General features: G+C 45.6%; 26 protein-coding genes. 9 read left to right on the top strand and 17 right to left on the bottom strand.

Going from position 1 to position 26391, the window contains the following annotated elements:
* Positions 1-134 precede the first annotated feature (134 nt).
* Positions 135-1478 (bottom strand): MATE family efflux transporter, encoded by a 1344-nt coding sequence (locus ACTQ50_RS14060; RefSeq protein WP_441484709.1) that lies wholly within the window; start codon positions 1476-1478, stop codon positions 135-137.
* 151 nt (positions 1479-1629) lie between these two features.
* On the opposite strand from ACTQ50_RS14060, the gene ACTQ50_RS14055 reads away from it, so the two are divergent.
* Positions 1630-2592 carry an RluA family pseudouridine synthase gene (locus tag ACTQ50_RS14055; protein ID WP_441484708.1) on the top strand — a complete coding sequence of 321 codons (963 nt, stop codon included), beginning with the start codon at positions 1630-1632 and terminating at the stop codon, positions 2590-2592.
* Between the two features lie 214 nt (positions 2593-2806).
* On the opposite strand, the gene ACTQ50_RS14050 is transcribed toward ACTQ50_RS14055, so the two are convergent.
* The 3 genes from ACTQ50_RS14050 to coaBC all read right to left on the bottom strand — a co-directional run bounded on the left by ACTQ50_RS14050 (position 2807) and on the right by coaBC (position 5760).
* Positions 2807-3580, bottom strand: coding sequence for a type III pantothenate kinase (locus ACTQ50_RS14050; protein WP_295305560.1), 774 nt, complete (start codon positions 3578-3580; stop codon positions 2807-2809).
* Between the two features lie 134 nt (positions 3581-3714).
* Entirely contained in the window at positions 3715-4365 is a 651-nt protein-coding gene (locus ACTQ50_RS14045; protein WP_441484707.1) for an ECF transporter S component, read from the bottom strand.
* Positions 4366-4560: 195 nt separating this feature from the next.
* On the bottom strand, positions 4561-5760 hold the full coding sequence (coaBC, locus tag ACTQ50_RS14040; RefSeq protein ID WP_441484706.1) for a bifunctional phosphopantothenoylcysteine decarboxylase/phosphopantothenate--cysteine ligase CoaBC: 1200 nt from the start codon (positions 5758-5760) through the stop codon (positions 4561-4563).
* Positions 5761-5924: 164 nt separating this feature from the next.
* Here coaBC and ACTQ50_RS14035 point away from each other — a divergent pair, with 164 nt between their 5' ends.
* Positions 5925-6509, top strand: coding sequence for a class I SAM-dependent methyltransferase (locus tag ACTQ50_RS14035; RefSeq protein WP_441484712.1), 585 nt, complete (start codon positions 5925-5927; stop codon positions 6507-6509).
* 197 nt (positions 6510-6706) lie between these two features.
* Here ACTQ50_RS14035 and ACTQ50_RS14030 read toward each other — a convergent pair whose 3' ends face one another.
* The 4 genes from ACTQ50_RS14030 to ACTQ50_RS14015 form a co-directional block, all read right to left on the bottom strand.
* Positions 6707-7483 (bottom strand): peptidylprolyl isomerase, encoded by a 777-nt coding sequence (locus ACTQ50_RS14030; RefSeq protein WP_441484705.1) that lies wholly within the window; start codon positions 7481-7483, stop codon positions 6707-6709.
* Positions 7484-7593: 110 nt separating this feature from the next.
* Positions 7594-7935 (bottom strand): nitrous oxide-stimulated promoter family protein, encoded by a 342-nt coding sequence (locus tag ACTQ50_RS14025; RefSeq protein ID WP_441484704.1) that lies wholly within the window; start codon positions 7933-7935, stop codon positions 7594-7596.
* An 8-nt stretch (positions 7936-7943) separates the two neighbouring features.
* Positions 7944-9191 carry a cytosine permease gene (gene codB, locus ACTQ50_RS14020; RefSeq protein ID WP_441484703.1) on the bottom strand — a complete coding sequence of 416 codons (1248 nt, stop codon included), beginning with the start codon at positions 9189-9191 and terminating at the stop codon, positions 7944-7946.
* Positions 9192-9208: 17 nt separating this feature from the next.
* Complete coding sequence (locus ACTQ50_RS14015) at positions 9209-10246, bottom strand: hypothetical protein (protein ID WP_441484702.1); 1038 nt, start codon at positions 10244-10246, stop codon at positions 9209-9211.
* 123 nt (positions 10247-10369) lie between these two features.
* Here ACTQ50_RS14015 and ACTQ50_RS14010 point away from each other — a divergent pair, with 123 nt between their 5' ends.
* Positions 10370-10849: an S-ribosylhomocysteine lyase gene (locus tag ACTQ50_RS14010; RefSeq protein WP_295305548.1), complete on the top strand. Its 480-nt coding sequence runs from the start codon at positions 10370-10372 to the stop codon at positions 10847-10849.
* A 194-nt stretch (positions 10850-11043) separates the two neighbouring features.
* On the opposite strand, the gene ACTQ50_RS14005 is transcribed toward ACTQ50_RS14010, so the two are convergent.
* Complete coding sequence (locus tag ACTQ50_RS14005; protein ID WP_441484701.1) at positions 11044-11565, bottom strand: SH3 domain-containing protein; 522 nt, start codon at positions 11563-11565, stop codon at positions 11044-11046.
* A 242-nt stretch (positions 11566-11807) separates the two neighbouring features.
* Positions 11808-12857, bottom strand: coding sequence for an XdhC family protein (locus ACTQ50_RS14000; RefSeq protein ID WP_441484700.1), 1050 nt, complete (start codon positions 12855-12857; stop codon positions 11808-11810).
* Positions 12858-12945: 88 nt separating this feature from the next.
* Between ACTQ50_RS14000 and ACTQ50_RS13995 the strand changes: the two genes are divergently transcribed.
* Entirely contained in the window at positions 12946-14151 is a 1206-nt protein-coding gene (locus ACTQ50_RS13995; RefSeq protein ID WP_441484699.1) for a cation:dicarboxylate symporter family transporter, read from the top strand.
* 220 nt (positions 14152-14371) lie between these two features.
* Here the strand turns inward: ACTQ50_RS13995 and hydA are convergent, their stop codons facing one another.
* On the bottom strand, positions 14372-15751 hold the full coding sequence (gene hydA, locus ACTQ50_RS13990; RefSeq protein WP_441484711.1) for a dihydropyrimidinase: 1380 nt from the start codon (positions 15749-15751) through the stop codon (positions 14372-14374).
* 532 nt (positions 15752-16283) lie between these two features.
* On the opposite strand from hydA, the gene ACTQ50_RS13985 reads away from it, so the two are divergent.
* Positions 16284-16922 (top strand): helix-turn-helix transcriptional regulator, encoded by a 639-nt coding sequence (locus ACTQ50_RS13985; protein WP_441484698.1) that lies wholly within the window; start codon positions 16284-16286, stop codon positions 16920-16922.
* A 201-nt stretch (positions 16923-17123) separates the two neighbouring features.
* Here ACTQ50_RS13985 and ACTQ50_RS13980 read toward each other — a convergent pair whose 3' ends face one another.
* A complete protein-coding gene (locus ACTQ50_RS13980) occupies positions 17124-17315 on the bottom strand; it encodes a hypothetical protein (RefSeq protein WP_295277218.1) in 192 nt (63 codons plus the stop codon).
* Between the two features lie 12 nt (positions 17316-17327).
* Positions 17328-18572, bottom strand: a complete 1245-nt coding sequence (locus tag ACTQ50_RS13975; protein WP_441484697.1) for a DUF1015 domain-containing protein — start codon at positions 18570-18572, stop codon at positions 17328-17330.
* Between the two features lie 263 nt (positions 18573-18835).
* On the opposite strand from ACTQ50_RS13975, the gene dpaL reads away from it, so the two are divergent.
* From dpaL to arcC, 4 genes are all read left to right on the top strand, one after another.
* A complete protein-coding gene (gene dpaL / locus ACTQ50_RS13970) occupies positions 18836-20065 on the top strand; it encodes a diaminopropionate ammonia-lyase (protein ID WP_441484696.1) in 1230 nt (409 codons plus the stop codon).
* 47 nt (positions 20066-20112) lie between these two features.
* A complete protein-coding gene (locus ACTQ50_RS13965; protein WP_441484695.1) occupies positions 20113-21423 on the top strand; it encodes a YgeY family selenium metabolism-linked hydrolase in 1311 nt (436 codons plus the stop codon).
* Between the two features lie 143 nt (positions 21424-21566).
* On the top strand, positions 21567-22760 hold the full coding sequence (ygeW, locus tag ACTQ50_RS13960; protein WP_441484694.1) for a knotted carbamoyltransferase YgeW: 1194 nt from the start codon (positions 21567-21569) through the stop codon (positions 22758-22760).
* 235 nt (positions 22761-22995) lie between these two features.
* Positions 22996-23940: a carbamate kinase gene (arcC, locus tag ACTQ50_RS13955; protein ID WP_295310185.1), complete on the top strand. Its 945-nt coding sequence runs from the start codon at positions 22996-22998 to the stop codon at positions 23938-23940.
* 170 nt (positions 23941-24110) lie between these two features.
* Here arcC and ACTQ50_RS13950 read toward each other — a convergent pair whose 3' ends face one another.
* The 4 genes from ACTQ50_RS13950 to yqeC all read right to left on the bottom strand — a co-directional run bounded on the left by ACTQ50_RS13950 (position 24111) and on the right by yqeC (position 26367).
* A complete protein-coding gene (locus tag ACTQ50_RS13950) occupies positions 24111-24398 on the bottom strand; it encodes a BMC domain-containing protein (RefSeq protein WP_148463361.1) in 288 nt (95 codons plus the stop codon).
* A gap of 23 nt (positions 24399-24421) precedes the next feature.
* A complete protein-coding gene (locus tag ACTQ50_RS13945) occupies positions 24422-24721 on the bottom strand; it encodes a BMC domain-containing protein (RefSeq protein ID WP_295310173.1) in 300 nt (99 codons plus the stop codon).
* A 255-nt stretch (positions 24722-24976) separates the two neighbouring features.
* Positions 24977-25645, bottom strand: coding sequence for a nucleotidyltransferase family protein (locus ACTQ50_RS13940; RefSeq protein ID WP_441484693.1), 669 nt, complete (start codon positions 25643-25645; stop codon positions 24977-24979).
* Entirely contained in the window at positions 25642-26367 is a 726-nt protein-coding gene (yqeC, locus tag ACTQ50_RS13935) for a selenium cofactor biosynthesis protein YqeC (RefSeq protein ID WP_441484692.1), read from the bottom strand. Before yqeC ends, ACTQ50_RS13940 begins: the two co-directional genes overlap by 4 nt.
* Positions 26368-26391 lie beyond the last annotated feature (24 nt).

Here is a 26391-nt window from a genome sequence, read left to right as displayed (position 1 = left end):
TGGAACACAGCCAGATTTTTGTTGATTTTGAAAAAAATAAAAAGAAAAGAAGTTTTAAAAGAAAAATGGTGCTGGGCATAACACCCAACACCAAGTTTGTCTACAGTCTGAGGTGACCTCCACAGGTCACCTTTTTATACCACTTTATGCTCCATCCATTTCCCACTCTTAAGCCGCAGACTGAACACAATGGCACGGACTGTCCAGTCGGTGAACATTCCGATCCAGACGGCCATGGGACCCATGCCGCAGACGCGGATTAGGTAGACGCACAGACAGAAACGGAACACCCACATGGTGGTGCAGGAAGTGATCATGGAAAATTTTACATCTCCGGCGGCGCGCATGCCGTAGGCTGGAATAAAGGCGAACATCCAGACAATAGGCTTCACAATGGTGATCCAGAACATCATATCCAGACACATGCTGGCACTTTCAGCTTCCATCCCGCCGATCATGGTGATCGGTCTTGCAAGGGCATACACCACTGCACAGCAGGCGATCAAAAAGACCTCGGAAAAGATCATCAGCTTCTTCATATAATAAACGGCCTCGTCTTTTCTTCCCGCTCCAAGGCTCTGTCCAACTACCGTCATAAGTCCGATTCCTACACCGATGACAGCTGTTCCATTTAACATTTCCAGCATATTGGTCATAGCCTGGGCTGCAATCGCAGTAGTGCCCAGTGTGGAAACCGTAGACTGGATTGCCAGCTTTCCAAGCTGGAACATGCTGTTCTCCACTCCCGAAGGAATCCCAAGTGCCAGGATCCGTTTTATCATTTTTCCATCCGGACGGATTTTCAGATAATCTCGCACTACGATCGGCTGTCTGTCCTTACGCAGCTGATACAGCACCACAACTGCACAGAAAATTCTGGACACCAGTGTAGAAATTGCAGCTCCGGCAACTCCCATATGAAATACCCAGATCAAAATTCCATTTCCCACAATATTCATCACATTAGAGATAATGGAAATCACCATTGGTCCCCTGGTATTCTCCTGAGCCCGGAAAATGGAGGCGCCGGCGTCATAAAGAGCGATAAACGGGTAAGACAATACGGTGTAAAAGAAATACACCATGGAATTATCCATAACATCTGCGTCCACTTTTCCGAAAATAAAGCTAAGCAGTGGTGCCCGGAAAACAAGCCCGATAGCCACAATACAGACAGAAATGGCAGTTATGATAAAAAGGGCCTGTCTGGCGGATTTATTTGCCATTTCGTGGTTCTTCTGCCCCAGATACTGGGTACAGATAATGGTGCCTCCTGCCGCCAGTGCAGAAAAGGCCTGAATGATCAGCACATTGATGGAGTCCACAAGAGAGACTGCGGAAATGGCGGCAGAGCCTACATTGCTGACCATCATGGTATCCACCGTACCCATCAGTGCATTTAAAAGCTGCTCCATAATGATCGGCACCAGAAGAGCCCGGAGCATTTTGTTTGTAAAAAGGTGTTGCTGTTGTTCCATATGTTTCCTCTTTTTCCCTAAGTATAAAATATGTATCCCTCATAAAAACAGAGTAACTACTTCCATGGGGATATCTTCTGTGCTATTATACACCTTAAGCGAAAAAAATGCAGTATTTAATTATGCACAATTATTATTCAGGAGGATCACTTTGGATAGAATTCTTACTTACACCGTACAGCCAGAACAGGAAGGAATGCAGCTTCTTGATTTTCTTAGAAGCAAAGGCTTTTCCAGGGGGATTCTGTCTTCTATGAAGCCGGATAAAAGTGCCATCCAGCTAAATGGAGCGCGAGGCTTCGGAAAATCAGTTCTTCGGGCCGGGGATTTTCTTTGCATTCATATTCCTGAAACAGACAGCAGCGAAAATATTCTTCCTGTAAAAATGGACCTTTCCATTCTTTATGAGGATGAAGACATTCTGGTGATCAATAAAAAGGCGGACATGCCAGTTCATCCATCCATTGGAAATTATGATAATACCCTGGCAAATGGCATTGCCTGGTATTTTAAAGAAAAAGGACAAGCTTTTGTCTACCGATGCATCAACCGCCTGGACAGAGACACCACAGGAGCCCTGATCCTGGCGAAAAATCCCTACAGTGCAGCAGTTCTCTCCGCACAGATGAAACAGCGCCAGATCCGGCGGACTTACCTGGCCATCGTACAGGGGATCACGCCAGAACTGGGAACGATTACTGCACCTATTGGCAGAGTGGAAGATTCTACTATTGAAAGACAGGTTGATTTCATAAATGGGGAACGTGCGGTCACCCATTATGAGCGGTTAGCAGCTTATTGTTCCCTGGATGGGCAGACATTTTCCCAGATATCTATGACAGACAGCCAGGAAACTTCCGTTTCTCAGGCGGTGACCTACTCTCTCATCGCACTTCATCTGGAAACCGGACGCACCCATCAGATCCGTGTGCACATGAAGCACATCGGGCATCCGCTGCCTGGAGACTTTCTATACAATCCGGATTACCGGATCATCCATAGACAGCCTTTGCATTCCTTCCAGCTGGAATTTGCCCACCCGGTCACAGGAGAAAATATGTGCATTACCGCCCCTGTTCCCAGGGATTTTGCAAACGCGTTTCATCATCTCTAACATAAGAAACAAGCTTTGCAAGTTTTCAGTGTTTTCCCAGCAGCCGTCAGAATCTCATGCAGACACGTGCTTTCGCTCGTTATCGCGGCAGTCACCAAGTTCCCGTGCAAGCACGGACTTTAGCTTGTTGCTCGCGTAAACGACACAAAACAGGCCAGAATCTTGCACCTGCAAAGTTCTGACCTGCATTTTTATCCCCTATATAAAATAAAACTTAAGCATCCTTTCGGTTCTTCTCATAAATAACCAGCAGACCCTTTAACAGAAGATCCTCATCCAGAATGATCTCTCTTTTACAATGAGGAACCACCTTTCGTGCCAGACCGCCAGTAGCAACCACCGTGATCTTCTGTCCAAGTTCCTCCTCGATCCGGTCGATGCTGCCATCAAGAGCTGCCGCGTTGCTGTAGATCACACCGCTCTTCATACACTCGATGGTGTTTTTCCCAATGATGCGCTTTGGTGCATCGATGCTGATACCGCTAAGCTGGGATGCGTGAGCTGTGAGGGCATCCAGGGACACTCCCATTCCGGGAAAAATCATGCCTCCCACATAATGCTTTTTCTCATCCACAACGCTTATGGTAGTGGCAGTTCCCATGTCGATCAGGGCCAAAGGCACCGGATACTCTGCGATTCCCGCCACTGCATTTGCCACCTGGTCAGCACCTAACTGTCCAGGATTGTCCATCATAATGTTCAGACCGGTCTTTACACCAGGTCCCAGAACCATAGGCTCTTTTTTCAGGACCTTCTCTGCTGCAAGCTTCACTGCATTGGTGATCTGGGGTACTACGGAAGAAATGATACAGCCATCGATCTCTGTTCGCTTCACATGGTAAATGTCCACAACTGTTTTCAAGTCAACTGCATATTCCAGTTCTGTTTTGGTACGGACAGTGGAAAGTCTCTCGATGAAATAGGTTTTTTCCCGGTCGATACATCCCACTACAATGTTAGTATTTCCAATATCAATTGCTAAAATCATATTTTTCCTCCATAGCTTTCTATCATCTGTCAAACAAACTCCAGCCCCGTAAGCATTGCCGTTCACCGTAACATTCTTCCCAGAATGTTATCTGTAAACAGAGACTTACAAAACCGGTTTATATTCAAATTCTCTTAAACCTCTGCTGCCTTAACCGCTTTGTCTGCGTTCTTCTCTGCTCCCGGAAGCAGTCTTGCCTTATAAAGTGCTGCGCCTACTGCACCTGTGATCACAGTAGCAGAAAGCATTTCACACACTGCGTTGATTCCTACAAATGTACAGATAAACAGGATCACATTTTTTCCGCCCATCAGTCCCTGTACATACTCGGTGTTTCCAAAAAGACCAACTAACAGAGTCATGAAGAACAGAGTATTTAAAAATGCGGAGCAGAAACCTGTTACAGCACAGGAAAGGTAAATATTTTTAGATTTCTTGCGGACACCCTGGAAAATATAGCCAAGCAGAAGTCCGTCAACCAGTCTTGGGATAAATCTCTGAATAAATGCAAAAAATGGATTGATTCCGAATAAAGTAGCCCCCATAATGCTGGTACCGCCGATACCGATACACTGTCCAAAGCTGGTAAGTCCGAATACGGCTCCGGCAATGGCTCCGCCTACAGGTCCCATTGTAATTGCACTGATGGCAACCGGAATAATGTTAAAGGTGATGGCAAGAGGCCCGATATTCAGGTAGCCAAGAGGTGTGTAAGCCATAAGAAGCAAAATTGCGATCATAAGGCCAAGTAACGTGATTTGAGATGTTGTAAATTTTTTGTTCATATTGTCCTCCTTGTTATCGTTCCCTATATTAGAGCGTTTATATGCTCAGGGATACAATACGGTATGGAACAGCGGGCATGATCATTTTTATTTACCCGCCACTCTGAAAATAGCGTGTTACTATCTACATTTTATAAAATATAGCCTGCAGACCATAACACAAGTATCACTGCCGATTGCTTCGCACAATAAAAATTATATGCGATTTCGCTCCAGCAGTACTTTATCCAGGATCTTAGCGGCTGCGTCCTCCTTACTCATAAGCGGGAGTGATACTTCCTCATCCTGTGTAATCAGAGTCAGAACATTGGTGTCCCCCTGGAATCCGGCGCCTGCCATCTTTACATTGTTGGCCGCTACCATGTCCAGATTTTTCTTCGTAAATTTGACTCTGGAATTACCGATCATATTCTGTGTTTCCATGGAAAAACCACACAGAAACTGTCCATCTGGTTTGTGCTCCCCAAGATATTTCAGAATATCATCTGTTCTCTCAAGGGCAATGGACATGTCATCGTCTTTCTTTTTGATCTTCTCAGCGCTCACATTGGCAGGACGATAATCTGCCACTGCTGCTGCTTTGATAATAATATCCTGTTCCTGGCTGGCAGAGGTTACGGCTTCATACATATCTCTGGCAGTCACTACAGGAACCACCTTCACAAATGGCGGCGGTGTAAGCGCAGTACGTCCACTTACCAGTGTGACATCTGCTCCACGGAGCATGGCCATCTTTGCAATGGCATAGCCCATTTTGCCGGAAGAATGGTTTGTAATATAACGGACAGGATCGATTGCTTCCTGGGTAGGACCTGCGGTAACCAGCACCTTCAAGCCCTTCATATCCTTCTCACAGGCGCACTCTCTTAAAATGTAATTTAAAAGAGTTTCCGGCTCCGGCATTTTGCCAGCTCCGGTGTCGCCGCATGCAAGGTAACCCACAGCGGGATCGATCACTTCATACCCATAATGTTCCAGGGTCTTCAGATTATCCTGGACAATTGGGTTCTCAAACATATTGGTATTCATAGCCGGAGAGATAAACTTCTTGCATTTACATGCCATAATGGTGGTGGTAAGCATATCATCTGCAATTCCGTGAGCCAGCTTACCGATCACATTGGCACTGGCCGGTGCGATCATCACCACATCTGCTTTCTTTGCAATGGACACGTGCTCCACCTGGAACTGAAAATTCCGGTCAAAGGTATCCACAAGGCATTTATTCCCGGTCAGGGTTTCAAAAGTAATGGGATTAATAAAATTAGTAGCGTTTCTGGTCATCAGCACATGAACATCTGCGTGCTGTTTCTTCAGCGCACTTGCAAGATATGCGATCTTATATGCAGCAATACTTCCTGTGACTCCCAGAAGAACGGTCTTTCCCTCTAACATTATTTTCCCTCATCTCTCTTTGAAATCTTTCGGATAAAATCTGCCATTGGTTTCGCAGCGCTTATCCGTACCGCTTATTATAAAGCAAAAAGATACTGGAATGCAATGTCTTTTTTATATGTTTAACTTTTCATACAAAGTTTGCTATAATAGCGTTAGATTTTATTTACGAAAAAGAAAGGAAAATTATGAACTATCAGATCACACAGTGGTGCGCCCACTTTATCACAGAACATGTAAAAGAAGGGGATCTTTGCATTGACGCTACCATGGGAAACGGAAATGATACCCTGCTTCTCACCCGCCTTTGCGGGGAAAAAGGGCATGTCCTTGCTTTTGACATTCAGGAAATGGCACTTGCCCACACGAAAGAACGCCTGGAAAAAGAACATGCACCCCACAACTATGAGCTGTTTCTGGATTCCCATGTAAATATGGGAAATTACGCAGAGCCCATGAGTGTAAGCTGCATTGTATTTAACTTTGGTTATCTGCCTGGTGGGGATCACAAGCTTGCCACCAGGTCTGAATCCAGCATTCAGGCACTTACCGCATCTCTTTCCCTTTTGAAAAAAGGCGGGATCCTGATGCTGTGCATTTACAGCGGAGGGGATTCCGGGTTCCAGGAGCGGGATGCCTTACTTGCGTGGCTGAAGGAACTGGACCCTAAAAAATATCTGGTTATCAGAACCGAATACTATAACCGCCCGAATAACCCGCCTATGCCGGTACTTGTAGTCAAACTGTAATTATATACAAATTTTTCTCTTGCTTATTTTCTCGTTATTGTTTGCTCCGTCCACACATAATAGCTGACAAATTATTATCAACAACCTACAGTTTCCTATCTATGTACTTACACAAAAATACCCCTAAGACAGACCATAATTATTTTTATCTGTCCAAGGGGTATTAAATTTCTTCCGTATTCTTAAACGATACTTTATCAGTCAATGATCGTAACGCTTGTCATCACTGGCTGCTGGTCTGCAGAAATGGTTCCATTGTTGTCAGTAGGCTTCGCATCCTTGCAGATCTGGTCTACAATATCCATGCCCTCGGTCACATGTCCGAAAGCTGCGTACTGTCCATCCAGATAGGTGCTGTCAGACTGTACGATGAAGAACTGGGAGCTTGCGCTGTCCGGATCTGAGGATCTCGCCATGGAGATAACGCCTCTCTCATGGGAAATGTTATTCTCCACACCATTCTCAGAGAACTCACCCTTAATAGTCTCATCAGAGCCGCCTCTTCCAGTCCCTTCCGGATCTCCGCCCTGGATCATAAAGCCATCAATGATCCGGTGGAAGGTAAGTCCATCATAGAAATGCTCCTGTGCCAGTTTTACAAAATTGGTCACACTGATGGGAGCGGTATCAGCGTCCAGCTCTACCTTAATGGTACCGTAATCCTGCACCTCGATCTCAGCATGGTGAAGTCCGGTAAGAGGCTGTGAAGTATCCAAAACTGCGTCTGCGTATACACTTTCACTGTCCCCGGAGCCGTCTGTAAATCCGGAAACCTCCTCGTCTGTTCCATCTGTCTCATCTGTACTTTCGTCTTTTGTATCTTCTGTCCCTGTATTCTCTTCTGCGTCCGTCTTGGTATCTCCAGTCTCTGTGCTGGTGCTTTCCTCTTTCGTATCATCTGAGCCACAGCCTGCAAGCATTCCCACAGAAAGGGTTGCCACCATCAGCATTGCCAGAATTTTTCTTTTCTTCATAATGTCATGCCTCCAATTTAAAAAGCTTTTATAATATGAAAATAGCGCCAGGCAATTCCTGACGCCATCTTTTTCCATTATAACGAAATTCACACAAAAAACAATTGTTTTCACAGATTGTTCAATTTCTTTTTCTCTTTCTTTGTCTCCGCCACATGCCGGATTGCTGCCACCGGATGGTGAAACAGCATTCTGGGACCGGAAAAACGCATAACTTCCCGGATCTTTTCCCGCATTTCCGGCTTATAGCAGTGCACTTTACAGTTGGAGCAAAAGGTTTTCGTCTCCATGAAAGGGCATTTCTCGCTGCGCATTCTGGCATATGCATCAAGGGCTGCACATTCCTTACAAAGCCCAGATCTGCTGTGATGCTGTTTTTTACAATACAGGGCGATCATCTGGGAAACCATCTGTTTTTCCCGTTCCCGCTTCTTCTCAATCTTACTGCTCATAGTCCACCTTAAGCTTTTTTCTTAAACATCATCTGTCCAATAGCGTAGCACACAGCAGCCACAACCATACCATTAATAGAGGCCACGCCCCATTTCAGTACATTTGCCACAACAGCGCCAAGTACAACACCTGCAACAGAGAACCAGTTTACAGTTTTTAACTGAGGCTTCTCTATTTCGTACTCTTTCTTGTTCATAAAGTAATCAATTACTACGATAATGCCAACTGGCGGAAGGGTACAGTTAAGAATGTTCAGCCAGTCACAGAAGTTATAATAAAGCCATACAGACGCCACGGTTCCGATCACACCGGAGATCAGTACCATCGGTTTCTTTTTCTGATGGAAAATATTGGCAAGACCAAGTCCAGCTGTATACAGGGCGTTGTCGTTGGTTGTCCAGATATTCAGTCCAAGCACCAGAACAGCCAGGTAAAACAGGTTCAGACGGATCATAACTTCGAAAATATCGTTTCCGCCTACGAAAATGGAGGATACCGCACCGAAGAAGAACATCAGGGAGTTTCCAATAAAGAAGGCAACTACAGTTGTAATGGCACCTACTTTCCCATTCTTTGCAAAACGTGCAAAGTTTGGTGTGGCAGTTCCGCCGGATACGAAGGAACCTACTACCAGTCCTGCGCCTCCGATAATGGTCAGGCTTCCACTGGATTTGGCAAACTGGTCGATGATGGTTCCATCTCCCTGATTGACAGCCATGATCATGGCAACGGTTCCAAGAACTGCTACCAGAGGTACTGCAATATAGCTGAAAATGGTCAGGGAATCAATTCCAAAATATGCGGAAGCAGTCATGCACACGCCAGCCAAAATTACCAGTCCCCACATTGCTGCAGCGCTTCCGCCAAGAAGCTCTTTGGATACCGGAATCGCAAACATGGCAAGACCTACCCCAAACCATCCGATCTGGGTAAAACTGATCATAGCAGATGGAAGATAAGATCCCTTTTCACCGAACGCTCTTTTGGCCAGAAGATCCAGGGATAAACCGGTCTTCGCACCTACATAACCCAGAAGGCCTGTGTATGCACCAAGGATCACGCCTCCAAGGATCAGGGATTCCACAAAGCCCCAGAAGTCAAGTCCTTCTGCAAGCTGCTGTCCTACCCACATACTTGCTGAGAAAAATGTAAATCCCAGCATGATCATAAACATAGTAACCAGTCCTTTGCGGCTCTCTGCCGGTACGGCTTTGCCCGCAAAGTCTACGTCTTTTGCCTTTTTCTCTTTTGCCATTTTTTCATCCCCCAATTTTACAGAATATATTTACGCAGTGCAGTTGTGAACTCTTCAATCCTCTGTTCTGCAATTTCCTTCAAGGTTACATTCTCCAGGCAGTCTGCAAAACGCATTTCCATTTCGTAAAGCCATTTCGTCTCCGGGGATTCAATCTCCTGGAAATGGTTGCAGGCCAGCCACTCCTGGTAACTGATCGGAAGACTGTAGCCCAGTTTTTCCTGGATCAGCTGATGCATATCGATCACATCACAGCGCTCTAACATGCCTTTCCAGAAATCCAGAACCTCCTCCACATGCTCATGGATCTCATATCTTCTGGCACCGCCATCGTAAATGATACATTTCTCAAGCAGCGGATTACGCATGGAAAGAGTCTCTCTTCTGAATTCCGGCGCAATAATACCGTCCTTCCAGTAGAAATCCACATCTGGAAGATTGATTCCTGATATGCCCTTATCCTGATAAGTGCTGAAGATTCCCTCGTAATAAACTGTGATAAAGCCTTCAAAATCAGGCCAGTATTCCCGGATCTCTCCGGTCAGCTTCTCCAGAATGTCGATTCCTTTGGTTCCGCCAATGGTGAAGATAATAATATTGCGAAGCTGTGCGTTGTGTGCGCGGTAAAAATCTGTCACATAACAAAGACAATGGATCAGCGTCTCACCGGAAGCGATAATATCCCCGATCATCAGAGTGCTTCCCGGTACCATGGTCAGCTTGCTGTATTTGATCTCAAGTCCTGCGATCTCATCTTCCTTAAAGACACGCTCACTGGATAAAAAGCTGATGTCATGGACACGGATATGCTCTCTGTAGCAGCTCTCCTCCAGAGGATAATTTAATGCGCCTCGAAGAATGGATAAAATATTGGCAGTTGTCACCTTCTTCTGCTCCTTAAAATAGTAGAGCATCTGTGAAGTAGCAGGGATCAGGCAATGATATACCTCATATCCAACCACCTCCGGCGTGTTCATCAGTTTTCTTGTCTCCGCCTCTGATACCACGTAGTATTCGTTCACATAATCTCCGCCTGCCAGCTTGTAACAGTCCACACCCTGCTCAGAAAATTCCCTGACCAGTCTTACATTTTCTTTTTCTTTATCTTGTCACATTGCGCATTGTCTGTTAAAATCAAGAAAGTTAGAAATTATTTTATAGAAAGCGAGGCCTTTTTTATGGAAAAAATCACCAGTTTTACAATAGATCACATCAAGCTGCAGCCAGGTGTTTACGTATCCCGCAAGGATCCGGTTGGGGACAGTGTGATCACCACTTTCGATATCCGTATGACTTCCCCCAACGAGGAACCGGTAATGAATACCGCGGAGCTTCACACTATTGAGCACCTTGCTGCTACCTTTCTTCGCAACCACAAGGAATTCGGTCCGAAAATGATCTACTGGGGACCAATGGGCTGCCGTACCGGCAATTATCTGCTGCTGAATGGGGATTATGAGTCCAAGGACATTGTGCCGCTTATGATCGAGACCTTTGAATTTATCCGTGATTTTGAAGGGGAGGTTCCTGGAGCTTCTCCGAAAGATTGTGGAAACTATCTGGATATGAATCTTGGAATGGCCAAATATCTGGCTAAGAAATTCCTGGATGAAGTGCTGTACGATATCAAACCGGACAGACTGGTTTATCCGGAGTAAGATTAAAAAAATCACCCTCTTGCCATATGGCAGGAGGGATTTTTATTAGCACAAAACTTACATTCCAATAGAGCTTTATAGAGGATCCTAACGAAATTTTCAATTACAAAAAACGCTATGTAAATGTCAAATAATCTCCTTCATTTACACAGCGTTTTCTAATTTTTTATTTCGTTTTCTCAGATTCTGCCCTATCAGCCTGCAACAGACTCATCCGCTGCAGCATCTGTGCTGCCATCTGTGAAGGACTGGTCAGCAGTTCCATCTGTGGCAGTATCTGCTGCCGCACCATCAGCTGCTGTATCCGCAGCTACTGCACTTACATAATCACCAGATACATAAGCGGTCTGGCCTTCATAAGAAACCTCGATCCAGCCATTGTCACAAACACCTGTACTGGTAAGCTGTGTGCCGCTTGCCACGCCAGCAATCCAGGTAGCATCTGCACTTGCATCTGCACGAAGGTTAATATCCGCATTTGCAACATAAGTACCATCCTGCTTGGTAACATTTACGCCGCTTGCAGTCTGTACTACGACAGGCTCCGGTGTAGGAGTTACCTCTGGTGTAGGAGTTACTTCCGGTGTAGGGGTTGGAATCGGTGTAGGGGTTGCCTGTATAACAGTAACGGTTGCTCCTGCGCCTTCCTCAAATCCACATCCTGGAATACAAAGTGCTGCGCCAAGAAGCAAAACGGCTAATGCTGCTTTTTTCATAATATAATTCCTCCTTTACAAAGCACTGGTGCTTTGAATTGATTCATCTTCTCTTAATAAATATTACAAAAACAGACTCATTTCGCGAATCGTTACAATTAATATACAGTATTATTACAAATTATGCAACCCCTAAGTGTGGCTTTGCCTGTGCATTTCCCTACATCTTTGACTGGCGGCAGTCCATACCATCCGTTTTCTCAAGTCTGCTCAGCTTCTGAACAGCAATCTCATATCATATCTTACACCTGCTCAAACACCACCGTCACCTGTCCGCCGCAGATCATGCCAAGGCTGTCCTTGCCGTCTGCAGTTAAGGCATAGTGCTTTACTTCTTTTTCTTTTACTTCTTTGCAGTGATGGATGGCTTCAAACTCTACTTTTCCGCCTCCAATGCTGCCTGTGATATGGCCGGAGGGTTCTACGAACATTTTGCTTCCCACACCTCTTGGCGAGGAACCGGATTTCTCAGCGATGGTGACCATCACACCAGGACGGCCCTCCAGCACTGCTGCCTCTACTTTTTCATCACAATATGCGGAATAATGCTGGTTCTTCACCTTAACGATCTCTGCCATAATACTCACTGCAATCTCCTCTGGGAGCTGACCGCCAAGAGGGATTCCAATGGGGGCATGAACCTCATCCAGCTGTGCCTCTGTGTAGCCCTCCTTCAGAAGATTTTCCCGGGTGACCCGCACTTTGTTTTTGCTGCCGATCATGCCCAGATATTCGTATGGACGGTGAAGAAGCCGGCGAAGGCAGTCTGCATCACCAAGGTGTCCTCTGGTGAGAATTACATAATAGGCATTGTCATAGGGAGCAATGTATTGATCCAAATCCTTAAAATCGCCGTACACCAGCCGGTCTGCTTCCGGGAAACGCTCCTTTGTCACAAAGTCCTCTCTGTCATCCATGATGGTCACATGAAAACCAAGCATTTTCCCAAGATGGGCGGTGGGCTGTGAGACGTGACCGCCGCCAAAGATCACAAGCCGCGGGTTCTTGCGGTAATCTTCTGCAAAAAGGCGGTGGCCGTCCGCCTGGACCACCTTTGTTTCTCTGGTTTCCTTCAAAATATTGAAATATTTATCCCAGACATCCTGGTCTTCCGGATTTCCGGGAATCAGCTGCACATCTGACGCCTGATCAGCGGTTGCACTGCTGTTTTCTTCCCGGATCACGGTCTCTGGTTTCAGGATACACTTTTTCCCCATATATGGACCATCCAGAAAAATTCCGGTTTTCACTCTGCCTTTTTCGTCCAGGATCTGGTAAATTTTATTGTACATGGTACTTCACCTCATTTATAATTGTTTGCATTATTTCATTGCACCTTTTATTCCTATATATTATAATACATTCGGAGGAATTTTCACAATGAAGAAAAAAAGAATTATGGCCAGTTTTCCCATTCGGATTCTGGCAGTCAGTATACCTGGCCTCCTTGCAGGCCTGTTTTTTAATGCCACGAGAACTATGGGGCTGACCTCCGGGGCATTGAATCTGGTTGTCACAGCCCGCTATGTGCTAAGCCAGCTGATCACCTTCCTGGCACCTGTAATCATCATCGGTCTTATGGCATCCTCGATCATTTCCGTAAAAAAGGATCCCACCCCAGTCACGGCACCGGCCATTCGGATCACCTATTTTTCCATGCTTGGAGCCGCCGCTTTCGCGTCAGTCCTTGGCTACCTGATCATTCCAAGGCTTCCGGTATCCACAGACAGCCTGTCTTTCCGGTTTCTGCCAGATACCTTGTTTGAGCTGCCTTTTCCAGCACCGGTTTCTGCCTTAAGTGCATTGGTACTTGCTATTTTACTTGGTTTTGGTGCCTGCTGGACCAATGCCACACGGACAAAGGAACTTTTACAGGAGCTTCGGGGCATCACCCTTTCCCTGATGTCCAGAATCCTTCTTCCCGTATTGCCGGCTTATATCGGGCTTTCCCTTTGTACGCTGGCTTATCAGGGATATTTTATTAAGTATCTGCCACTTTTGCTTCTGGCTCTCATCATTGTAATCCCGTCTTACGTGATCTGGGTACTTGCTCTGTATCATATTGCAGGCTCTTACGCAGGAGAAAAACCATGGGGAATTATGAAAAATTATATGCCTGTCTGTAAAATGGCTCTGAAAACCCATTCTTCCACAGCGGTAGAAAAATATTCCAGAGAAGCGGCGGACAAATGCAGCCAGCTGGATCCAAAGCTTACGAAAGAAACGGTTCCACTGTTTACCCAGATCCACCACTGTGGTTCCGTCCTTGCGGAAGTATTTTTCGCCATGATGATTTCCCGGATCCTTTACGGTTCTGTTCCTGCACCTGGAACCATGGTGGTCTTTTTCATTCTCCTTGCCACCTGTTCCATTGGTACACCTGGGCTTCCCTGGGGAACGGTCATGGTGTCCCTGGGAACCCTGACCGGGATCCTGAAGTTTGGAGATTCCGGTGTGGCGCTGATGTTCGCTGTTTTTGCACTCCATGATGCCTTTGCAGCAGCCTGCAACATGACCTGCGACGGAGCCGCCGCCCTGTTTCTCACAGGGTATGTGAAGAGACATGATATGAAAATAAAGGACTGAATCCCCTACAACGGCTGCTTTTCAAACATGCACTAACCCTGAAATCTGGTCCATTGGCTGCAAACTTAAAATACCGTGATAACAAAGCGAAATATACTTTCCATTTCGCCGGTTATCACGGCATTTTTGTCTTAAATTTCTTCAACTCATAAACTTACAAATTGATTTTCCCACTACTACACAATGCGCATTATAATTATTTCCCGCAAATAACAGCAGATTAGTCCAACGGCTGTCTGAGCCCTCTTTTTATATAAATTCCCAGTTTGTCCTGAACCAGTTTTCCATCCTCCACAGCAAGATTTCCACGAAGAAATACTTTCTCAATGTCTCCATGGATTTTAAAACCTTCATAAGGATTATTATCTGTGTTATAGGCGTGGGTTTTCGCAGAAAGCACATTCTCTTTTTCCGGATCAAACACTACAATATCCGCGTCACTGCCTTCGGCGATCACTCCCTTGTCTGGATATACCCCATATAACTTCGCCGGATTTTCACACAGCAGCTGGCACATTTTCTCTACTGTAATTTTTCCAGTGCACACGCCGTAGGTATAGAGAAGAGTTCCCCTTGTCTGAACGCCCGGCAGACCGCCTGGGATTTTGGTGAAATCTTCTTTTCCCATTGCTTTCTGGGCGAGAGTAAAGCTGCACTGGTCTGTAGCTACTGTCTGAATCTCTCCGTTTGCCAGAGCTTTCCACAGGCAGTCCTGGTCCTCTTTCTTGCGGATTGGCGGGGCGCACACATACCTGGCTCCTTCAAAATCCGGTTTGGAATAAACACTGTCGTCCAGAAGCAGATACTGCGGGCAGGTCTCTGCAAATACCGTCTGTCCATTTTCCCGGGCGCGGATGATCTCTTCGTAGGCCTTGCGGTTGGTAAGGTGAACTACCATAACCGGAGCCCCAGCTTCCTTCGCGATCACCAGGAGACGGTGTACCGCTTCTGCTTCCATGGTGTCAGGACGAACAAGCGGGTGATTTTCCGGACCAAGTCTGCTCTGGGATTTCGCCTCCTGGATCAAGGCATCAATCACACCTGCATTTTCACAATGGACACCTGCGAAACAGCCTTTTTCATTCAGCGCCTTTATGATCTTGTAAAGATCCTCGTCGTCCACGATCATAGCCGGATAGGTCATGTACAGCTTAAAGCTGGTGATTCCCTCGTCGATCATGTCCTGGATCTCTTTCTTGGTCTCTTCGTTCCACTCTACAATGGACATATGGAAGGAATAATCACAGGAGCATTTTCCGTCAGCTTTCTTGTGCCATTTCTGAAGGCCCTCTTTCAATGTATGTCCACCCTTGTCCTGTGAGGCAAAATCAATGACCAAAGTGGTTCCTCCCAGGATCGCAGCTCTGGTTCCTGTCTCGAAATCGTCTGCTGTCACAGTACCTGCAACTTCCAGGTCAAAATGGGTGTGCCCGTCAATAAATCCCGGGAAAAGAAGCTTGCCGGATACGTCCAGCACCTTGGCATCTGGCTGGGAAAGGTTCTCTCCCACTTTCACGATCTTCTCTCCTTCCACCAGCACATCTAGCTTCTTCGCAGCAGTACCGGAGACAACGGTTCCATTTTTCAAAAGATATTTCATCATGTATATCCCCCTTTCACATTTCTGTGGCGCTTCCCTTTGCATCAGCCATCAATAGCTTTTTCTGGAATCACCTGTGCAAAATAACTAATTTTGTTCACTCCAACCTTTATTTTAATGTAAATATAACACATGTATTTCCCTTCTTCAATAAAAGAAGTACGAATTTTTTTCAGCATTCAATAATTTTTTTGTAAATTTGTCTTTTTATTTTTTTTCGGACATGTTATTATAAAAGAAACAAGTCATTCGTTAGTATCTGCAATATACGAATACAGGTTACTGTTCACTACGTTCACAGCAACCCGCTTCGCGATGCACAGAAATCATGCCTTGCATGATTTCGCGCCTACATTCTCGGGTTTTCTGTGAACTCTGTTCACAAAAAACACCTCGCGGAATGCTCCCAGTGAACAGTAACAAACACAGACAGGATGCCCGAAGTACCTGCGGAGATTTCAGGCATCGACCCATAGCAGGATTTTCCTGCTCACAAAATCAAAAATCAAATCCAAAACAGGAGGGAACATATATGGGAAGATTAACTGTCTTAGAGCAGATTGCACAGGATATCGCAGCAGAATTTGGAACAGACTGCGAAGTCGTAATCCATGATCTGAAAACAAAAGAACCAGAGCATTCCATTATTTATATTGTAAATGGCCATGTAACCGGACGAAATGTGGGGGATGGTCCATCTGACGCAGTTTTCGATGGAATCCGCCAGAAGGGACGGGGAAATGACTGTGCTCCAGCTGACCACAATGGTTATCTGATGAAAACCGCTGACGGCAAGATTCTGAAATGCAGCACTTCATATATAAAGGACGATGACGGCAGCCTTCACTATGTATTTGGAATCAACTATGACATCACCAAGCTGACTTTGATCAACAGTGCCCTTGATGATCTGATCACACCGAAGAATAAAGAGGAGAAACCGAAGCAGATCACCCACAGTGTCAATGACCTTCTGGATCGTCTGATCGAGGAATCTGTGAAGCTTGTAGGTAAGCCAGTAGCCCTTATGAATAAAGAGGATAAGGTAACTGCTATCCAGTTCCTTAATGATTCCGGAGCTTTTCTTATTACAAAATCCGGAGATAAAGTCGCAAATTATTTTGGAATTTCCAAATATACGCTTTATAGTTATATTGATGTGAATAAATAATATTTTACTTATTTTCTTTTGTTTTTATAACAATATTAGCACATTTTCCATGTGGCATAAAAAGCCATATAATACCCGCTCCTTATTACAGGAATTGGATATTATATGGCTTATTTTGTATAATCTGTCAGAACATCCGCTGTCAGCTTTACCGGTTGTTCGTTAGTCAATAATCAACATCCTGCCCCCTGCAAGCAGCGGCTACTCTTCTTCGCTTCCCAGTCGGTGGGCTTCTTTATAGATTTCACAGGCGCCCTGGTTTACACATCTTTTATAGGCGCAGTCCATAAAGGTAAGTATCCTTTTCCCATCTTTTTCTTCGTACTCACAGCACACTGTCTGACTGCCGTTACAGGTTCTGCAAAAACCTGAGATAAATTCTTCTGTTTCCATTTTATCATCCTATCAGCTTAATTTATGTACAAAAATCCCGCTGCGCAGCTTCGGCTCGAACCAGGTGGACTTGGGCGGCATCAGCTTGCTCTCATCTGCAATCTGCATCAGATCTTCCATGGGAGTGGGATACAGTGCAAATGCGATTCCCCTGGTCTCATCCGCCATGGCCTGGAGCTCTCTTAACTTATGGCTTCCGCCTACAAAGCTGATGCGCTTATCTGTTCTCGGATCTCCAATGCCAAGAACCGGTCCTAATACCACATCCTGAAGGATCTGGGAATCCAGCTGTCCTACCACATCTTTTCCCTCGTAGAGCGCGCTCTTCGCCTTCAAAAGATACCAGAATCCATCCAGATACATTCCGAAGCAATGCTTCTCCACTGGCTTTGCAGGAAAACCTGGCACGATCGTCATGTCGAAGTTCTCCTTGATCTTCTCAAGGACTTCCTCCACGCTCTGCCCATTCAGATCCTTCACCACACGATTATAGGCCAGAATGGTAAGCTGGTCATATGGGAAAACCACGGAAAGGAAATAGTTAAACTCTTCTTCCCCTGTATAATCCGGATTCTCCTGGCGGCGCTTCAGTCCTACCTTCACAGCAGAAGCTGCTCTGTGATGGCCATCTGCAATATAAAGTGCAGGGATTCCCTCCAGCTCGCTCTGGATCTGGCTGATGGCCTGATCCTGGTCGATCACCCACACACGGTGTGTGATCTCATCCTCTTCTGTAAAATCACAGGCTACCTTGTGGTCCTTTTTCCACTGCTCAAGGAGGGCAGTCAGACTATCTGTGTAGCGGCAGGCAAGATAAATAGGGCCGGTATTCGCATCACATACATCCACATGATGGATACGGTCCAACTCCTTGTCCGATCTGGTAAGCTCATGCTTCTTCACCACATTGTCCAGATAATCATCAATGGAAGCACAGCCGGCAATTCCAGTCTGCACCTTGTCCTTGCGTACCAGTTCATATATGTAATAGCAGGGCTTATCGTCCTGAACCAGAATGCCATTCTCTTCCATCTTAGAAAGATTCTCCTTCGCCTTCTGGTAAACCTTCTCATCATAAAGATCTGTCTCGGCCGGCAGATCCATCTCCGCTCTGTCTACATGGAGAAAAGAATCCGGGTTCTCTTTTCCGATCACAGCTGCCTCTTCTCTATTCACCACATCATATGGAAGGGCTGCTACTGCTGCTGCCTTCTCTTCTGTAGGTCTAAGTGCTTTAAATGCACGAAATACTGCCATAAAAATCTCGCTCCTTCCTACGGTCCGTATGTTCCGTGTTACTGTTCTACATGGTTTTGCCCGCTTTTCCTAAGTGTCGTAACTTACATTTTACCACAATTATCTGCCATCTGCAATCAAACTAAATATTTTTTGAGAAAGCTAAATTTTTTTGTATTTTTCTATTGCAAATTGATTTATTTATGTTATTATACTTATTAGGAAAACAAAAATGTAAGTAAGACGTAACCAAATAAATCATATCTACGAAGGAGGTTTTCCCCATGACAGACGGACTGAAATGGACGGTCAATCATGTACCGGGATCTGATGACAAGTTCCTGGATCTGATGTCCGAAGAAAACGTAACCAAAGCAAATGAATTTCACAAAAGCTTTCCACAATATTCCGTAACACCGCTGCAGAAGCTTTCCGCTCTTGCTTCCTATCTTGGAGTAAAGGGCATCTACTGCAAGGATGAATCTTACCGTTTCGGATTAAATGCATTTAAGGTTCTTGGCGGCTCTTACGCAATGGGACGTTACATAGCAAAGGAGCTTGGACGTGATATCAGTGAGCTTCCTTACAATGTTCTCTCCTCTGACAAATTAAGAGAGGAATTTGGACAGGCTACTTTCTTCACCGCCACAGACGGAAACCACGGCCGCGGCGTTGCCTGGGCAGCTAACCGTCTTGGACAGAAGGCCGTAGTCAGAATGCCAAAGGGAACCACTAAGACACGTTTTGACAACATCGCCAAGGAAGGCGCTGAGGTTACCATCGAGGAAGTAAACTACGACGACTGCGTAAGAATGGCAGCCGCTGAGGCCGCTAAAACAGAGCATGGCATCATCGTTCAGGATACTGCATGGGACGGATATGAGGAAATTCCATCCTGGATCATGCAGGGATACGGAACTCTGGTTCTGGAGGCAGATAAGCAGCTGAAGGAGAACGGTGTTGACCGTCCTACCCACGTATTCGTACAGGCTGGTGTTGGTTCTCTGGCTGGTGCAGTTGTTGGATATTTTGCTCACAAGTATAAAGAGAATCCCCCAGTAATGGTTGTCTGCGAAGCAAGCGCAGCTGACTGCCTCTACCGCTCCGCTGTAGCAGCAGATGGCAATCTGGTAAATGTTACCGGTGATCTGCAGACCATCATGGCAGGTCTCGCATGCGGCGAGGGAAATACCATTGGATGGGACATCCTGAAGAATCATGTAACTGTCTTCGCATCCTGTCCGGACTGGATGAGTGCGAAAGCAACCCGTATTTATGCAAATCCTCTTGAGAACGATCCGCACATCGTATCCGGTGAATCCGGTTCTGTTCCTCTTGGTCTTGCATATACCGCTCTTCATGATGAGGATGCCAAGGATCTGAAGGAAGCCCTGAAGCTGGATGAAAATTCCAATATTCTGGTGATCTCCACAGAGGGTGATACCGATCCGATCCGTTACCGTGAGATCGTATGGGATGGTTTATACGGAACAACCGAATCATTAAGTAAATAATTATAACAATATTATTCTTTTTTATGAAAATACGGAGGTAAAGAGTTATGGATTATAACAAAATCAAAGAAGCTGCACAGAATTACGAAGCAGATATGACCAAATTTCTTCGTGACCTGGTTCACTTCCCAGGAGAGAGCTGCGGTGAGAAAGACCACGTAATGCGAATCAAAGAAGAGATGGAGAAGCTTGGCTTCGATAAAGTTCAGGTTGACCCAATGGGAAATATCCTTGGCTACATGGGAACTGGAAGCACTCTCATCGGTTTCGACGGACACATTGATACTGTAGGTATCGGAAACAGGGACAACTGGGAATTTGATCCATATGAGGGATTTGAGACTGAGACCGAGATTGGCGGACGTGGAACTTCTGACCAGATGGGCGGTATCGTATCTGCAGTTTACGGTGCAAAGATCATGAAAGACCTTGGTCTTCTCAATGACAAATATCAGGTTGTGGTTACCGGAACTGTTCAGGAAGAGGACTGCGACGGTCTTTGCTGGCAGTACATCATCAACGAAGACAAGGTTCGCCCGGAATTCGTAGTTTCCACAGAGCCTACAGACGGCGGTATCTACCGTGGACAGCGTGGACGTATGGAAATCCGCATCGATGTAAAAGGTGTTTCCTGCCATGGTTCCGCTCCAGAGCGTGGTGACAACGCCATCTATAAAATGGCCGACATCCTTCAGGACGTTCGTGCATTAAATGAAAATGATGCAGCAGATGAGACCGAGATCAAAGGTCTTGTAAAAATGCTGGACAAGAAATACAATCCGGAATGGGAAGAGGCAAACTTCCTTGGAAGAGGTACTGTTACTACTTCCGAGATCTTCTTCACATCCCCAAGCCGCTGCGCAGTTGCTGACTCCTGTGCTGTTTCCCTTGACCGCCGTATGACAGCAGGTGAGACCTGGGAGAGCTGCCTGGATGAGATCCGCGCCCTTCCATCCGTTAAGAAATATGGTGACGATGTGAAAGTTTCCATGTATGAGTACTCCCGTCCATCCTGGACAGAGCTTGTATATCCGATTGAGTGCTATTTCCCAACATGGGTAATCCCGAAGGATCACAAAGTTACTGATGCTCTTGAAGAAGCTTATCACAATCTGTATGGCACAGAGCGTATGGGCAATGCTGAGACAGAGGCTATGAGAAAAGCCCGTCCTCTTACTGACAAGTGGACCTTCTCTACCAACGGCGTTTCCATTATGGGACGTAACGGAATCCCATGTATCGGATTTGGACCTGGCGCAGAGGCACAGGCTCATGCTCCAAATGAGAAAACATGGAAAGACGATCTGGTAAGATGCGCAGCTGTTTACGCAGCACTGCCAACAGCTTACTGCAAATAATCACTGACGCGAGGTCTGGCGTGTGCAGGAAAGCCTTCCGCAATCTGTACATTTCGGAAGCAGGCAGCTCCTATAATGTGTCTGCTTCATACCTCCACTTTGCACATAACATTTTACACAATATCATATAAGGAGAAAACTTCATGAAAACATTACAGGATTACATTGACAAACTTAACAGCCTTAACTTCAAAGAAATGTACAACAACGATTTCTTCTGGACCTGGGATAAAACAGACGAGGAACTGGAGGCTGTTTTCACAGTTGCTGACGCTCTTCGTTTCATGAGAGAGCACAACATCTCCACAAAAGTATTCGAGAGCGGCCTTGGAATCTCTATTTTCCGTGACAACTCCACACGTACCCGTTTCTCCTTCGCTTCTGCCTGCAACCTTCTTGGACTTGAGGTACAGGATCTGGACGAAAAGAAGTCCCAGATTGCACATGGTGAGACTGTCCGTGAAACTGCAAACATGGTTTCCTTCATGGCTGATGTAATCGGTATCCGTGACGACATGTACATTGGCAAAGGCCACGCTTATCAGCAGGAATTCATGAACGCTGTAACAGAGGGAAATAAAGATGGTATCCTTGAGCAGAGACCTACTCTTGTAAACCTTCAGTGCGACGTTGACCATCCTACACAGTGTATGGCAGATATGCTTCACATCATCCATGAGTTCGGCGGCGTTGAGAACCTGAAAGGCAAAAAGCTTGCTATGACATGGGCTTACTCTCCTTCCTATGGTAAACCGCTCTCCGTTCCACAGGGTGTGATCGGACTTATGACACGTTTCGGTATGGACGTTGTTCTGGCTCATCCGGAAGGATATGACGTAATGCCAGAGGTTGAGGAAATCGCTAAGAAAAACGCTGAGAAATCCGGTGGTTCCTTCACAAAGACCAACAGCATGGAAGAAGCATTCAAAGATGCTGATATCGTTTATCCAAAGAGCTGGGCTCCATTTGCTGCAATGGAAAAACGTACCAACCTTTATGGAGAGGGCGACTTCGATGGAATCGATAAACTGGAGAAAGAGCTTCTTGCTCAGAACGCTGAGCACAAAGACTGGGCTTGCACAGAAGAGCTTATGAAGACCACCAAGGACGGAAAAGCCCTTTACCTGCACTGTCTGCCAGCTGATATCACAGGCGTAAGCTGTGAGACCGGTGAGGTTGATGCAAGCGTATTTGACCGTTATCGTATCCCGCTTTACAAAGAAGCAAGTTTCAAACCATATGTAATTGCAGCAATGATCATGCTCTCCAAATTTGAAAATCCACAGGATATCCTGAAAAAACTGGAAGTAAAAGCTGCTCCAAGAATTATGGAATAATGCTTTTCAGGGGGCTGTAGGAATACAGCCCTTTTTTGTTCTCATTTTTGATTGTATTTCTAATATTTTATATACTTTTAATATAATAAATTGTTATTTTGTATATTTTTATAATCATATTTATGAAAGTGAAGCGTTCTAAATTAACATCATTCGCCAAAATTTTGCTTTGTTTTCTTATATTTTTCGTCGCTTCTATTGCTTTCATAAACATTTTTCCAGGGAGGTTTTTATGATATATAAAAGAAAACGTATCGTAGTTGCCCTCGGTGGCAACGCACTTGGAAATACACTTCCAGAACAGATGATAGCAGTAAAGTCTACTGCAAAGGCGCTCTGCGACCTTATTGAGGAAGGTCACCAGGTAGTTGTGGTTCACGGAAACGGACCGCAGGTGGGTATGATCAACAATGCCATGACTGCACTTACCCACGAAGACCAGACACAGCCAAACACTCCGCTCTCCGTCTGTGTAGCCATGAGCCAGGCTTACATTGGCTACGACCTTCAGAACGCACTCCGCGAAGAGCTCCGCAAACGTGGCTTCATGCGCACCCCGGTTGTCACCGTTGTAACCCAGGTTCGTGTGGATCCGGAGGATCCTGCATTTGAAAATCCAAGCAAGCCAATCGGTAAATTCCTTACCAAAGAAGAGGCCGATTTCCAGGCAAAGGCTTACGGACATGTTATGAAAGAAGACGCAGGCCGTGGCTACCGCCGTGTGGTTGCTTCTCCCAAGCCAGTGGAAATTGTAGAACAGGATGCCATCAACAGCCTTGTAGACGCCAACAAGATCGTCATCTGCTGTGGTGGTGGCGGAATTCCGGTAACCTTAGAAGGCCATCACTTAAAAGGTGCTTCCGCTGTCATTGACAAAGACTTCGCCAGCTGCCTGCTGGCAAAGCAGCTGGATGCAGATATGCTGATCATTCTGACTGCTGTAGAAAAGGTTGCAGTTAACTTTGGTAAAGAAAACGAGAAATGGCTGGACGACCTTACCGTTTCCCAGGCTAAGAAATACATCGAAGAGGGCCAGTTCGCCGCTGGATCCATGCTTCCGAAGGTCCAGGCCTGCGTAGACTTTGCCAGCTCCGGCACCGGCCGGACAGCTATGATCACCCTACTGGAAAAGGCGAAAGATGGTATTATGGGAAAAACGGGAACACAGATTCATCTGTAAGAAGTAATTTTGACATAAAAATCCCCTCTTAAGCAGACTTTATTTACCTTGTCTATCTAAGGGAGATCATATCACAGTTCGCGCCATACCTTTTTTATATTTCAATGTATTAGACAAAAAGAACTTTCTGCACTCATTATCCTCTAGCCTGCAGAAAGTTCTTTTCATTATCATTTGTGATGTTTCTCTTCCTCTTCTTCCACCAGTCTGGAAGTCTCTTCTGACGGTGCTGAAATCACTGCTGCTGCCACGATTTCGCACGGTGGATTCTCCTTTACAGCATCTACTGCTGCCTTCACTGCGGCTACATCACCGCTTAAGAATACCGTTGCATGACCCCCGCACTTGGTATGCCAGGTACGGAATTCCACATCTGATGTTTTCAGCATCTGGTCAAGGACAACCACTGCATTGCAGCTTCCCAGAACCTCTACTAATCCTAATGCTCCATAAGACATCTTTTATTTCCTCCTGACATATTCTATTTATTAATGGTCATCTTAAGTGCCACTTCTGTGTCTGCTGTTGGGGATGCGATCACCGTATGGGAAACGATCTTGCCAAGGGGTTTCGCTGTCTCTAATGCCACCTCCATGGCTGCATTTACATCAGAAACACTTCCGCGCATCTTTACACATGCTCCACTTTTCAGTCGGTTTCTTTCTACGCTCTGGATCTTTACATTTGCAGCCTTAGACGCTGCATCAAGAGCAACAAAGCAGGCTACCAGGTTATCCAGTTCAAACACCCCAACTGCCATGCCATCATAGTTTTCTGCCATTTTATCCTCCTTATAAGACGGGAAAATGGTGTATCGCTCACTTTGTTTCTGTAACATACACCACAGAACTTTTCCTGCGAGCAGAAATGAAAATACTTCTCCCGACTGCTTTCTTTTTAACTAGTATACCTTGTTTTTATCATAATTACAAGTAATTTCTGGTTGAAACCTCACATAAATTCACATAATCCAACAGAATCCCACATTTTTCTTTAAAGGCTCTTGTATGTCAAAAATAAAGCATTTTATGTTCTGCTATTTTTGTGCTTTAACATCCATATCGATAAGCTCCCTTACATCCTTTACCTTCAAAACAGCCGTATCATCCCTATGTGCAGTTATTACAGATTTCCCCCCTTTATCTCCGGTAATAGAAAGCAGGTCACAATAATATTTCTTTGTAAAAATACATGGATTTCCAAGTTTTCCCTCCCAGGAAACGCAGGCGATTCCTTTGCCGGAGGTTTTTAGGAGGTTGATAAGCTGGTGGATTGTTTCGGTGGTGAGCCAGGGCTGGTCGGAGACGGTGAAGAGGCAGGCGTCAGCGTCCAGGTTGGCTTTTAGGCCAATTTTCAGGGAGGAGGAGATTCCTTCGTCTGGATGGGGATTGATGTATACGTTTGCACCCAGGGATCTTGCGGTCTGCTCTATTTCTTCGTATTGTGTGACTACTGTTATTTTTTTATAGCAATTGTCCCGTTTTACAGTTTCATCCGAGGACGCAATTATTCTGTTGCTTTCTTCATTCTGTTTTTCACATCGTTCCAAACTTTCATACTCATTTTTCTCAAGCAGTTCTGCTACCACCATCAGTTTCTCCAGAATATGCCGATACATCGGCTTTCCGTCGATCTCATATAAAAGTTTATTGCTTCCAAACCGGCGGCTGTTTCCAGCTGCCAGCATGATCAGTGCAATCTTCATAATTTTTCTGCCTCTTTCAGGCTGCCGTAAGCAGCTACTGTGCCTTGTTTTGCCAGATCTTCTACTATGTGTTCTGCGGGAGAACTGTCTTGCAATACATCTGCTTTATTTAAGTACACCCGGTAAATTTTGTGGTCTACATTTTTATATAAGCCGTGAACAGAGGTTGCTATTTTTTCTATGTCTTCTGGGGTAACAGGTGCATCCAGATTTTTTTCCAGGAAAGAACTGGTATATTCGGCGCGGTGGGCGGTCTCACGGATGGGCTTACCAAGACAGTCCAGACCGATCACACTTACTACCACGTCTGCAAAATCGGGGATTACTGGTTCCCAATCAGCTGGAACTTTCAAGGGTTTTCTTTTCGCTCCGTCCGCTTCGATCAGCATGACATCACAAAGGGGAACCAGTTTCTTCAATGCTGTTTCCTCTATGGCGCACATTTTCCCAGAGGTTTCTTCCATATCGGCAACTGCAGCAAAGCCGTGTTCTTTCAACATTTCCGGGACCACTTCAAGATCTGCACTCTTTACGAAAGGCAGCATGGGATCATAGGCCATGTGAGTGGTTGTGGAAATAATCACTTTTTTACCCAAAGCCTGTAATTCTTCATTCAGGCGGTAAATCAGGCTGGTCTTTCCCCCACCGCCTACCACAGCGATTACCTTGTATTGGTCTATATCAAGTTTCAATAAATCCAGAAAATACCCACTCTTTCTCATCCTGACCTCCTATGCACTCATTCT

Source organism: Blautia sp. Sow4_E7, from assembly GCF_052116245.1.
Taxonomy (GTDB): Bacteria; Bacillota; Clostridia; order Lachnospirales; family Lachnospiraceae; genus Blautia_A.
This window is presented reverse-complemented; position numbering and strand designations above follow the sequence as displayed.

What these genes read in the sequence shown, in the direction of transcription:
- ACTQ50_RS13995 (WP_441484699.1), top strand. Translation starts at nt 12,946, where the DNA reads ATGAAGAAAAAAAGAATTATGGCCAGTTTTCCCATTCGGATTCTGGCA.
- ACTQ50_RS13980 (WP_295277218.1), bottom strand. Translation starts at nt 17,315, where the DNA reads ATGGAAACAGAAGAATTTATCTCAGGTTTTTGCAGAACCTGTAACGGC.
- ACTQ50_RS14025 (WP_441484704.1), bottom strand. Translation starts at nt 7,935, where the DNA reads ATGAGCAGTAAGATTGAGAAGAAGCGGGAACGGGAAAAACAGATGGTT.
- hydA (WP_441484711.1), bottom strand. Translation starts at nt 15,751, where the DNA reads ATGAAATATCTTTTGAAAAATGGAACCGTTGTCTCCGGTACTGCTGCG.
- ACTQ50_RS14045 (WP_441484707.1), bottom strand. Translation starts at nt 4,365, where the DNA reads ATGAACAAAAAATTTACAACATCTCAAATCACGTTACTTGGCCTTATG.
- ACTQ50_RS13975 (WP_441484697.1), bottom strand. Translation starts at nt 18,572, where the DNA reads ATGGCAGTATTTCGTGCATTTAAAGCACTTAGACCTACAGAAGAGAAG.
- ygeW (WP_441484694.1), top strand. Translation starts at nt 21,567, where the DNA reads ATGAAAACATTACAGGATTACATTGACAAACTTAACAGCCTTAACTTC.
- ACTQ50_RS14010 (WP_295305548.1), top strand. Translation starts at nt 10,370, where the DNA reads ATGGAAAAAATCACCAGTTTTACAATAGATCACATCAAGCTGCAGCCA.
- ACTQ50_RS14000 (WP_441484700.1), bottom strand. Translation starts at nt 12,857, where the DNA reads ATGTACAATAAAATTTACCAGATCCTGGACGAAAAAGGCAGAGTGAAA.
- ACTQ50_RS14050 (WP_295305560.1), bottom strand. Translation starts at nt 3,580, where the DNA reads ATGATTTTAGCAATTGATATTGGAAATACTAACATTGTAGTGGGATGT.
- codB (WP_441484703.1), bottom strand. Translation starts at nt 9,191, where the DNA reads ATGGCAAAAGAGAAAAAGGCAAAAGACGTAGACTTTGCGGGCAAAGCC.
- ACTQ50_RS13945 (WP_295310173.1), bottom strand. Translation starts at nt 24,721, where the DNA reads ATGGCAGAAAACTATGATGGCATGGCAGTTGGGGTGTTTGAACTGGAT.
- ACTQ50_RS14060 (WP_441484709.1), bottom strand. Translation starts at nt 1,478, where the DNA reads ATGGAACAACAGCAACACCTTTTTACAAACAAAATGCTCCGGGCTCTT.
- ACTQ50_RS13940 (WP_441484693.1), bottom strand. Translation starts at nt 25,645, where the DNA reads ATGAAGATTGCACTGATCATGCTGGCAGCTGGAAACAGCCGCCGGTTT.
- yqeC (WP_441484692.1), bottom strand. Translation starts at nt 26,367, where the DNA reads ATGAGAAAGAGTGGGTATTTTCTGGATTTATTGAAACTTGATATAGAC.
- coaBC (WP_441484706.1), bottom strand. Translation starts at nt 5,760, where the DNA reads ATGTTAGAGGGAAAGACCGTTCTTCTGGGAGTCACAGGAAGTATTGCT.
- ACTQ50_RS14030 (WP_441484705.1), bottom strand. Translation starts at nt 7,483, where the DNA reads ATGAAGAAAAGAAAAATTCTGGCAATGCTGATGGTGGCAACCCTTTCT.
- ACTQ50_RS13985 (WP_441484698.1), top strand. Translation starts at nt 16,284, where the DNA reads ATGGGAAGATTAACTGTCTTAGAGCAGATTGCACAGGATATCGCAGCA.
- ACTQ50_RS13950 (WP_148463361.1), bottom strand. Translation starts at nt 24,398, where the DNA reads ATGTCTTATGGAGCATTAGGATTAGTAGAGGTTCTGGGAAGCTGCAAT.
- ACTQ50_RS13965 (WP_441484695.1), top strand. Translation starts at nt 20,113, where the DNA reads ATGGATTATAACAAAATCAAAGAAGCTGCACAGAATTACGAAGCAGAT.
- ACTQ50_RS14005 (WP_441484701.1), bottom strand. Translation starts at nt 11,565, where the DNA reads ATGAAAAAAGCAGCATTAGCCGTTTTGCTTCTTGGCGCAGCACTTTGT.
- dpaL (WP_441484696.1), top strand. Translation starts at nt 18,836, where the DNA reads ATGACAGACGGACTGAAATGGACGGTCAATCATGTACCGGGATCTGAT.